This window comes from Pseudoalteromonas sp. S2893 (assembly GCF_005887105.1).
Classification (GTDB): Bacteria; Pseudomonadota; Gammaproteobacteria; order Enterobacterales; family Alteromonadaceae; genus Pseudoalteromonas; species Pseudoalteromonas atlantica.
Map to the genome: position 1 here is coordinate 1 of NZ_PNCY01000072.1, position 10,486 is coordinate 10,486.

The following is a 10,486-nucleotide window of genomic DNA, read 5'->3' on the forward strand; positions in this document are numbered from 1 at the left end:
TGATGCTAGAGACTCCCCCCGCACCAATACAGGTATTTAAGTTCGTTACTTAAAAACCATAAAAAACCGCCAATTTGAGCAATCAAGTTGGCGGTTTTTTTATGGCTTTAATTTATTATTTGCTTGTAGCGGCTAGCTTCATTTTTATCGTTCTTATTTTCATTTTAATGCTGATAATAATAAGCGTTAAAAACGACATTAAGCTAATTAGTAGAGTTAAATCTAATATCGGTGACTTGGCGAGTTGTGTGTTTGTAGGCGTGACGGGTAAAGCGTCAGGCTTATTTTGTTGTTGCCTAATGTAGCTTTGGCTTATCCAATCAACGGCGTTGATCCATTGAATTTTATCAGGGTTATCATTACCAAGCTTGCTCATTACATGGGCGTCGTTATTAAGCGATTTAGCAAGGTTAATTAATTGCTCCCAAAATACATGTTCAGTGCCTAGCGCATCTATTTCTTGTAGGTGCTGCTTTAACCTTTCTGCGCCCATGCTGTTTATATTTGGTTGCTTTAGAATTTTTGCGTAACTGTTTATATGCGTTGAAAAACGAGCAAAATAGCTATCAATTTTTTGCTGCGCCCCTTGGTTAAGCTCATCTGTGTTGTGGGTGTTAGGCAAGGTGACTTCTGGGTGCTTTTTTTGATTTGCTAAGTACTGCTTATAATTAACGTAATTTAATGTTGTAGAGGGCGAAGCTGATGAGCTGTCTATCATACTCATTTTAAGTGTGTTAAAGCTTATTACTGCTGAGCAAATAAGGCAGATGAATAATAAGCTATAACAAAAAAATAATGCGCTTTGCAGTGCTAATTTGGGCAAGGCGGCAGGGCTATTTACGCCGGATTTTTTAATGCTGGTTATTGTATTAGCTATGTTTTTTACTGCAGGCTCATTGTGAGCAACAACCAGTTTAGTACCCGGGGCACTTTGGGGTGCCCTTACACTTGCGTGCGGTTCTACTTTGGTGATTAAACCAAAACTTTTTAGTTTAGATTCTGTTTTAACTGCATCAATACTCGATAGGTCTTTGACGAGTGCGTAGGCTCGGCCATCAAATAACTTTACAGCGACATTATGGGGGATTTTTAAAAACTGACAGAGTTGCTCTTGTACGGTACTAATGTCAGCATTTTGGTGTAACTGACCATTAAAAATAATTTTAAATGAGGCGCTCACGCTATGTCCTTATTCGTGCAACTTCCATTGAGGAATTTTTATTATTGTTTTAACACGCTGTTAATTTACCAGATAAAATAAGGGGTTTCTAGTATTTAGCCTTATTAAACTAGTAAAAAAGCCTGAACAAAATTTACTCTGTTGAGTTTTTAACGCATTGTTTTGTGGTGGTTTTAGTGGAAGTGCTTGTTTTTCATGTTGTTTTATTAGGAACGCGATGGGTTTGCTTTTATAAAGCGATTTAAACGAGTTGTTTACATTTAATAAATATAGTGAAGCAAGGGAGGGCGCGTGCGATTTAGCATTTAAATACGTTGCCCTTTGCAAGAGGGTTTACAAAGGGCAACCAGAGTGTTTATTTTACGGCTGCTTTAATGGGCGTTTCGCCGTCAAATAGTTCAAAAACGCGGTTGCCATTAAATGCGTTAGTAGCAATATGTAATAGGGCATTGGCAACGTTTTCGCGGCTAATTTTAGCTTTAGAACGATCGCTTGGACGCTCGGTGGTTACTTTCATTGAGGCGCTTTCATCGGTCAGCCCACCTGGGCGCACTATGGTGTAGTTTAAGCCACTGTTGATAAGGTGCTCATCGGCCATATGTTTGGCAACTAAGTAAGGTTTTAAGTCACTTTCTATTGAGTCTGGATCGTCAGCGCCAATAGAGCTAATCATAATAAAATGTTTTACGCCATGCTCTTTAGCATACGTTGCTGCTTTGGTGGCTGCCCATAAATCAATAAGCACGGTTTTATCTGTGCCTGTACTTCCGCCCGAGCCAGCAGCAAAAATAACTTGATCGCAATCTTTTAACGCACCAGAAAAATCTCCTTCGAGATCTTGCTCCACAATGCTTAAAAATGGACTATCTAAATCATCTAACTTACTTTTATCACGCACTAATGCAGATACATTTTGTTCATTGTTTAAGAGCAACTTGGTTGCCATTTTACCAATTTGTCCGCTAGCGCCAATAATTAGGGTCTTACTCATAATTAATTCCTTCTCAATTTAGTGTAAAGGTATTTAGTACAAATAGACCTTGGGGTAGGTATTCGTTTTTAAAGGGTAAAACGCTGTTTTTCTCTACAAAGTGGTTATTTAATAGTAAATAAAAATTGAGTCTGAACTGAGCATGAAAATTAGCTGCTTTTTACCGTGTTTATTCAATCATTATGCTGACTTCGGTAACATAATTATGATGGTATAAACTGATGCGAACAGCATGGTTTTGGTAGTTATAGTAAAGGGTGCGGTAGTTATTATCGCCTTTGCTGTTAATGGGATCACCAAGGGCCTGCTGATAAAATTTAGAAATAGCATCAATAGAAGCAGCTAAATACCCTGTTCTAACCAGCGGGTATTCGCCAGTTACATCCATGGTGGTGATGAATTCTTCAGGTAAGGGGATGGCGGTTACGTCTTGGCTAAATGTGTTAAACGATATAGCGGCGAGTAATGTTACAGCACAGGTTAAAGCTTTCATTGTGATCCTTTTATTTATACCCATCCGCATTCATACATATGGTGCGCATTGGTTATATAATACCATTGCGCAATAATACTTAATCATTTTGCGGCGCTAACCGTGTCGTTGCCTGTTTTAAAAAATTCTTATTTGGAATAACTAAATAGCGAACTTTTTTCTTAGCCATCAACAGGTTTTTCCAGCCTCAAAATAGATCACTTAATTAAGCGGATTGGTATAAATTCCTTTTATGGTTATTATTTTACGCAAAAAATGAATGATGTCATTTAAATTTTATTTCGTATTAAATCACGCACTATAAAACGCGCAGGGTGAATGGCCTGGCTTACACGCTCGCTGAGTGGGCGTGGTTCATTATTTAACGTGCTAATAAAGTGCTCGCTTAATAACGGTGCGCTGCATAATGCGCGCGCTCCAAATCCGGTAAAAATATGTAAGCCTTGTTGTGGCTTGCATAGAGGTGAGTATTGATAGCGTTTACCTAGGCGTAAATTAGCAAAGGCGGTGCTGTAATCGCTTTGCTCACACCATTGTCCTGCCATTGGTAAGTGATCTATAAACGTGCAGCGCACAGCTGCTTTAGCGCAGGTGATGTCACCTAATGTGGTGGCAAAGTCGCTTTGATGGTAAAAGCTAAGTAATTGCTCGTGGTTTAGCTGGTTGTCTTTTTCTGTAACGGCGCGACTTTTTGTGTTTTTTTCAAATGTAGCGCCCATACAGTGTTTACCTAAATAGGCGGGGGTAAAATAACCTTTATGGCACAACACGGTTTTAAGCTGCTTAGATTGTTCACTCGCTTGAATATGCGATACTTGACCACGTACCCCTACAATAGGTAATGCGTTTGTTTGTTCAAACGCATCGCTATGCTCACCTGCACATATTATTACATCACTAAAAGGGCCATATTGGGTATGCTTGTGGGTTAAATACCAGCCTGCATCGGTTTTAGTAAGTTGCTGTATATGGCAATTAAAATAGCTATTAATAGGGTTAAGGCTATTGGCTGCTTTTAGCATTGCCTCAACTAGCTGGGGTGGGTTTACCCAACCGCCTTGCTCAAAATAAACGCCGGAGTAGCCGCTTTTTACGCCTGCCAGTTTATCTCCTTGCTCTACAGTTACATTGCGCATTAAGGCTTGAGGCCATAACTGTTTTTGTTCTAAGTTTTGATGTTTATCGGCAAGAGGCTTTTTTACCGCATGTTGCAGTACACCGCACCAGCTATAATCAAAATTAAAGCCGTTTTTTAGTAGTTGCTGGTAACTGCGTTTAGCGTATAAAAAACTGTGCGCAAATAATTCACTATGAGGTGAGTTTTTAGCTTGCAGATGGGGGTAAACCGCGCCTTGTACGTTATGTGAAGCGCCCATAGCTGGTTTTTCATCTTGGCAAAATAGGCTACTTTTAATGCCACGCTTAGCCAAACTGTGCAAAATACAGCTACTCGCAATCCCTCCGCCAATTACAGCAACATGCTCTAGTTTGGCAGGGGGTTGATCAAAGTACGGGGGTGATGACTGTGCACTATTAGCGTGTGCTAATTGGCCTATCAGCATTTCGCGTTTACGGCCAAAGCCTTTCGCTTTTTGCATGCTAAAGCCTGCAGCTATTAAGCCTCGGCGTACAAAGCCTGCAGCGGTAAATGTGGCAAGTGTTGCATGCTTGCGCGATATATCAACCATGGCATTAAACACATTTTGTTGCCACATGTCAGGGTTTTTACTTGGTGCAAAGCCATCTAAAAACCACGCATCGACCACCCCTGATTGCGGGTAGCTCATTGCATTTATTGAATCAAGCACGTCGCCAAAATACAAATCAAGAACAACTTGGCCGTTATTAAATTCTATGCGATGACAGCCGCCTAAATTTATAGGGTAATGTGTTATTAATTCATCACTAAGCTTGTTTAATGTTGGCCACGCTTGCAGTGCTTTTTTTAGATCATCAGCATTAAGCGGGTATTTTTCAAACGAAATAAAATGCAATCGCTTAACCCGTTTGTCTACTTGATTTTGAACTTGTTGATTGGCAAGGTGGTCATTAAAGTGTTGCCATGCATTTAAAAAGTTTAAACCAGTACCAAAACCGGTTTCGGCAATAACAAAATGCGTTTGGTCATGATTTTGTAACCGCGCCTGTATATTGTTTTGTTGATAAAACACGTAATGCGATTCAGCAAGGCCGTCGTCATTAGAAAAATAAACATCGTCAAAGTTATCGGCTACCGGTGTGCCTACTTCATTAAAGTGTATTTGGGCGTTTTTTATCATGACTTATTAAATTTTTAGACAGTATTTTTTAATTATTTTACGGGTTTTCTTTGAAATAGTCTGGCGTTATTTATAAGCTATTAAATTCAGAGTACAGGTGTACGCTAGAAAGCTGACCACTTAACACCTAAAAACAGCGTAAAATACACAGTAATTTAGTATCAAGCTAAGGGAATTACCCATGAGAAGAGCCGTAATTACGGGTATCGGTGTTGTATCAAGCATCGGTAATAACAAACAAGAAGTATTAGAGTCACTAAAAGCGGGCAAAAGCGGTATTGCTTTTAACCAAGAATTTGCCGATTACAACTTACGTAGTAATGTATCGGGCAAAATTGATATTGATGTTAAAGAACACGTAGACCGTAAAGCAATGCGCTTTATGGGTGATGCTGCTGCTTACTCTTATATTTCTATGAAGCAAGCAATTGAAGATGCTGGCTTATCTGATGAGCAAGTATCTAATGAGCGCACGGGTTTATTAGTTGGCTCTGGTGGTGGCTCTTCAAAGTGGCAAGTAGAAGCTGCCGATATTTTGCGCGAAAAAGGCGTAAAGCGTGTAGGTCCTTATATGGTTCCGCGTACGATGGCAAGCACGACATCGGCTTGTTTAGCAACGCCATTTAAAATTAAAGGCGTTAACTATTCTATAAGCTCTGCGTGTGCAACATCTGCACATTGTATTGGCCACGCTGTTGAGCAAATTCAATTAGGCAAGCAAGATGTTATTTTTGCCGGTGGTGGTGAAGAGCTCCACTGGACTCTTGCAATGGAATTTGACGCAATGGGCGCGTTATCTACCAAATATAACGAAACACCAGAAAAAGCATCTCGTACGTACGATGCAAACCGCGATGGTTTTGTTATTTCTGCTGGTGGCGGTATTGTTGTAGTAGAAGAGCTTGAGCATGCACTTGCTCGTGGCGCACATATTTACGCAGAAATTGTAGGCTACGGTGCTACATCTGATGGCTACGACATGGTAGCACCGTCAGGTGAAGGCGCAGTACGCTGTATGCGCCAAGCAATGCAAGGCGTTGATACACCAATTGATTATTTAAACACGCATGGTACATCTACGCCGGTAGGCGATGTTAAAGAGCTAGGCGCTATTCAAGAAGTGTTTGGTGGTAACTCGCCGCTTATTAGTGCGACTAAATCATTAACGGGTCACGCACTAGGTGCTGCGGGTGTTCACGAAGCTATTTTCTCAATTTTAATGATGGAAAACGACTTTGTAGCGCCATCTATTAACGTAGAAGAGCTAGATGAGCAAGCACAAGGCCTTAACATTGTAACTGAGCGCCGTGATGCACAGCTTAATACTGTTATGTCTAATAGCTTTGGCTTTGGTGGTACAAACGCCACATTAGTTATGAGCAAATATAAAGGTTAATTCGTTTTCTCTTTATAGTGATTAAAAGCCGAGCATTGCTCGGCTTTTTAGTTTGTGTAATGGCTCGGTTGTTCGTTACAATAGCGCCTCATTTTGCCATACGGACTCCCCAATGAAGATTCTTGCCGATCAAAACATGCCTTTAGTTGAGCAGTATTTTGCAGACTTTGGTGAGGTAACGCGCTTTGATGGACGAAACTTAACACCCGATGCGTTAATTGATGTTGATGTATTACTTACGCGTTCGGTTACTAAAGTAAACAGTGACTTGCTTGCCCACGCTAATAAATTAAGCTTTGTAGGTACCGCCACTATTGGTGTTGATCATATAGATACACAGTTACTAAACGATAAAGGCATTGCCTTTAGTAGTGCCCCAGGTTGCAATGCAATTGCGGTGGCTGAGTATGTAATAAGTAGCTTGTTTGCCTTAAGCCAAGAAAACGCAGCCCCTTTAAGTGGTCAAACAATAGGTATTGTTGGGGTGGGTAACATTGGCAGCTGTTTAGCACAAAAACTAAAAGCACTTAATGTTGATGTTTTATTATGTGACCCAATTAAACATGAGCAGGGCTTATTAGCCGAGCATGTTGAGCTTGATGAACTACTTGAGCGCGTAGATGCGGTTACCTTTCATGTACCGCTGATTAAAACCGGTGAGCACAAAACGCATCATTTAATTGATGAAAAACGCCTTAAAGCGTTAAAGCCTGGGTTAGCAGTTATAAATGCGAGCCGTGGAGAAGTAATTGATAATCAAGCTTTGTTATCGGTTATGGAGCAAGGGGCAGACTTAGATTTAGTTTTGGATGTTTGGGAAAACGAGCCTAACATTTTAATTCCATTGCTTGATCATGTGCGCTATGCCAGCGTGCACATTGCCGGTCATACCCTTGAAGGAAAAGCCCGCGGCACACAAATGCTGTACCAAGCATTGTGTAAATTAAAAGGTGTAACCGCAGAAAAATCTCTTGCTGATTTTTTACCACAACCTGCTGTTACAAGCCTAAGTTTACAAAGCAGCTTTACTGAGGCTGATATTGCGCGTTTAGTGCATTTAATTTACGACGTACGCCGTGATGATGGCATTTTGCTGCGCAACTTAGCAAAAGACGGGTTTGATAGTTTACGTAAAAACTACCCAGTAAGGCGTGAGTTTAGCACTTTAACGGTAAAAGGGAGTGCACAGCATACAGATGCACTCGCTCAGCTTGGCTTTAACACCGCAAACTAATTTAACTAGTAGTGTTGTTTTAACACTGCTTAAAGAGGATAAAATATGTCGCAAAAATATAACGTTGCTGTACTTGGCGCTACAGGCTTAGTAGGTCGTCAAATTATTGAAACCCTGGAAGATCGTAAATTTCCGGTAGACCAACTTTTTTTACTAGCCAGTAGCCGCAGCGCAGGAGAAGACATAAAGTTTCGTGGTGAAACCATTGAGGTGCAAGACGTAGAAGGCTTTGACTTTAGCCAGGCACACATAGGTTTGTTTTCAGCTGGTGGCAGTGTATCAGAAAAATACGCGCCAATTGCAGCCGATGCGGGCTGTGTTGTAATTGATAACACCTCACATTTTAGAAATGACTTTGAAGTACCGCTAGTGGTACCAGAAGTTAATGCAGCCAGCCTTGAAGACTTTAGAAATCGCAATATTATTGCAAACCCTAACTGCTCTACTATTCAAATGATGCTAGCGCTTAAACCAATTTACGACGCCTACGGTATTGACCGCATTAATGTATCTACCTACCAAGCTGTATCTGGTGCAGGCAAAGAAGCCGTAGATGAATTAGCAAAGCAAACAGCTAATTTAATGAATGCTCGCCCAATGGAAAACGAAATTTTTCCTAAGCAAATTGCATTTAACGTTATCCCTCAAATAGATACCTTTGAAGATAACGGCTACACGCGCGAAGAAATGAAAATGGTAAACGAAACGCATAAAATTTTGGGCGATACCACTATTGCTGTTAACCCAACCTGTGTACGTGTACCTGTATTTTTTGGCCACTCTGAGTCAATCAACATTGAAACACGCATGCCGTATGACTTTGAACACGTTAAACAGCTTTTAAATGATGCCCCAGGAGTCGAGCTTATTGAAGATGAGGGCGATTACCCAACCGCGGTTTCAGATGCCAGTGGTAATGATACAGTTTACGTTGGCCGCTTACGCGCTGATATTTCACACCCTCATGGTTTAAATATGTGGGTTGTAAGTGATAACACCCGTAAAGGGGCTGCCACTAATAGTGTGCAAATAGCGGAAGAGTTAATCGCTAACTACTTATAAATACCCACTAATATTGTGTGTAAATTAAGCGGCAAACTTTTATAGTTTGCCGCTTTTGTATTTAAGGGAGCCAAATTATTGCCGCTTAGCGTTGCTACTAAACTAAACGCCTTGATCTATCACGATAAAATAGTATTAAGAATAAAGTTTTAAGGTATTTATTTTCAAAGCGTTGCAATGGATATTAGGCCGCAACTGGTTTATAGTTTGTAACTGGAATAGAGCTTGCAATAAAAATAGATTGTAATAACAAATGTAGATCAGCTATTTGGCTGGTTACGGCAAGAATAATTAATGTTGAGCAGCTAAATAAATAGCAAAGCATTTAACATTTACACATTAAAGGATCAGCATGCGCGGTTTAGCTTCACTTATTATATTAGCGTCTGCATTGGTAGTAACTCCAATTTACTCTCAAGACAGCACCCAATTAAAGGGGCCAAAAGGCGCTGACTATGGTGCGCAAGGGCGATCAATAGGGCCTATAAAGCCAACCGATACACTATGGCGTATTGCTGCCAAAGTACGCCCAGATAACTCAGTTAGTATTTACCAAGTTATGCAGGCCTTGTATAACAAAAACCCTAATTCTTTTTTAGAACAAAACCTAAACCACATGCAAAGTGGTGCATATTTAAAAATACCCACTTTAGCGGAAATTAGACGCGTAAATCCACAGCTTGCTAAACAACGCTCAGAGCAAGATGACGCGCTGTGGGAAAAAAAGAAAAATGGCACACTAACCACCAGTGAAATTAACGCCGCGCAAACTAAAGTCACACAAGCTCGTAAAGCCGATGTTGACGACGCTAAAAAAGAAATTCAAAAAGAATTAAATGAAATAAAAACGCAGCAAGGTAATAAGCTTGTAGAGCTGCAGCAGCAATTTAAAAGCTCGGTTAATAATGTAGAAGAAATATTAGCTGAGAATAATAATCTCAAAAAACAATTGTCGGGTATTTCAAAAGAGCTCGCCAATGTAAAAGAACAGCTAGGTCAAGACAGCGAAATTCAAAAACAGCTAAAAGAGCTAATAGAAAAACAAAACGAAATAATAGTTCAGCAAAAAGTGCAAGAAGTACCAAAAGAAGAACCTTTTAACCTAGGCGCTTTAATGTCTAACCCACTTGTGCTTATTTTATTAATGACCATTCCTGCGTTATTAATTATTTTTGCTGTGGTGATGTTTTTACGAAAGCGCGCCAACAAAGACGAAGAAACTCAAGATGACGATGATTTTCTGCCACAAACGCCCAGCTTTACCGAAGACGAGCCGCAAAGTAATGATGCGTTAGACGATCCAATCATTCCTGACCCTCTTGATGATTTAGATATTCAACTAGATGACAATCATAGCAACGATATTTTGCCAGAGGATGATATTGCATTTGATGATTCTCTCGATGATGCGTTAGACGATGAATTTTCTGATTCAGAAAACTTGCTCGATCAAGACGAATTAGAAAGCCTATTAAGTGATGATATTGTTTTTGATGACGAAGGTAGTGAAGGGGACGAGTTAGACGTTTTCATGCAGCAGGGCTTTGATGAACCTGTAGATGAAAAACAAGATGATGAAATTGACCTTGATTTAGATGATACAAAAGATTCGGACGATATTTTAAGCAGTGACGACCTAGACGATTTATTTGATGAGGACGATAGCCTGCCTGAAATTGACTTGCCTGAGGTTGAGCAACCTACCGCAGATAGCAGCTTAGAAAGCAATGATGAGTTGGCCGCCTTAAGCGAAGAGCTAGCCCAAGAAGAGGATGATGACTTTGATATTGATGAATTATTAGATCAACAAGCTGATAAAGAATCACCAAAAGACGATGACTTTGATTTAGA

8 protein-coding genes are annotated in these 10,486 nt (G+C 40.2%); 4 read left to right on the forward strand and 4 right to left on the reverse strand.

Annotated features, from left to right (window positions below; all coding sequences use genetic code 11):
- Positions 1 to 115 precede the first annotated feature (115 nt).
- The 4 genes from CWC04_RS19110 to mnmC form a co-directional block, all read right to left on the reverse strand.
- A complete protein-coding gene (locus tag CWC04_RS19110; RefSeq protein WP_138686183.1) occupies positions 116 to 1,180 on the reverse strand; it encodes a hypothetical protein in 1,065 nt (354 codons plus the stop codon).
- A gap of 355 nt (positions 1,181 to 1,535) precedes the next feature.
- A complete protein-coding gene (locus CWC04_RS19115; protein ID WP_138686184.1) occupies positions 1,536 to 2,171 on the reverse strand; it encodes an SDR family oxidoreductase in 636 nt (211 codons plus the stop codon).
- Between the two features lie 169 nt (positions 2,172 to 2,340).
- Complete coding sequence (locus CWC04_RS19120) at positions 2,341 to 2,664, reverse strand: hypothetical protein (RefSeq protein ID WP_029772569.1); 324 nt, start codon at positions 2,662 to 2,664, stop codon at positions 2,341 to 2,343.
- 269 nt (positions 2,665 to 2,933) lie between these two features.
- The gene (gene mnmC / locus CWC04_RS19125; protein WP_138686185.1) at positions 2,934 to 4,943 is read right to left on the reverse strand and encodes a bifunctional tRNA (5-methylaminomethyl-2-thiouridine)(34)-methyltransferase MnmC2/FAD-dependent 5-carboxymethylaminomethyl-2-thiouridine(34) oxidoreductase MnmC1; all 2,010 of its coding nucleotides are present in this window, start codon (positions 4,941 to 4,943) and stop codon (positions 2,934 to 2,936) included.
- Between the two features lie 181 nt (positions 4,944 to 5,124).
- Here mnmC and fabB point away from each other — a divergent pair, with 181 nt between their 5' ends.
- The 4 genes from fabB to CWC04_RS19150 form a co-directional block, all read left to right on the forward strand.
- A complete protein-coding gene (gene fabB, locus CWC04_RS19130; protein WP_138686186.1) occupies positions 5,125 to 6,339 on the forward strand; it encodes a beta-ketoacyl-ACP synthase I in 1,215 nt (404 codons plus the stop codon).
- Between the two features lie 112 nt (positions 6,340 to 6,451).
- On the forward strand, positions 6,452 to 7,573 hold the full coding sequence (locus tag CWC04_RS19135; protein WP_138686187.1) for a 4-phosphoerythronate dehydrogenase: 1,122 nt from the start codon (positions 6,452 to 6,454) through the stop codon (positions 7,571 to 7,573).
- Between the two features lie 45 nt (positions 7,574 to 7,618).
- Positions 7,619 to 8,635 carry an aspartate-semialdehyde dehydrogenase gene (locus CWC04_RS19140; protein ID WP_004588395.1) on the forward strand — a complete coding sequence of 339 codons (1,017 nt, stop codon included), beginning with the start codon at positions 7,619 to 7,621 and terminating at the stop codon, positions 8,633 to 8,635.
- 352 nt (positions 8,636 to 8,987) lie between these two features.
- On the forward strand, positions 8,988 to 10,486 hold a 1,499-nt coding region (locus CWC04_RS19150), incomplete at its 3' end, for a FimV/HubP family polar landmark protein (protein WP_283235109.1).

Coding starts and splice junctions, on each gene's coding strand:
- CWC04_RS19115 (WP_138686184.1), bottom strand. CDS start 2,171: ATGAGTAAGACCCTAATTATTGGCGCTAGCGGACAAATTGGTAAAATG.
- CWC04_RS19120 (WP_029772569.1), bottom strand. CDS start 2,664: ATGAAAGCTTTAACCTGTGCTGTAACATTACTCGCCGCTATATCGTTT.
- mnmC (WP_138686185.1), bottom strand. CDS start 4,943: ATGATAAAAAACGCCCAAATACACTTTAATGAAGTAGGCACACCGGTA.
- fabB (WP_138686186.1), top strand. CDS start 5,125: ATGAGAAGAGCCGTAATTACGGGTATCGGTGTTGTATCAAGCATCGGT.
- CWC04_RS19135 (WP_138686187.1), top strand. CDS start 6,452: ATGAAGATTCTTGCCGATCAAAACATGCCTTTAGTTGAGCAGTATTTT.
- CWC04_RS19140 (WP_004588395.1), top strand. CDS start 7,619: ATGTCGCAAAAATATAACGTTGCTGTACTTGGCGCTACAGGCTTAGTA.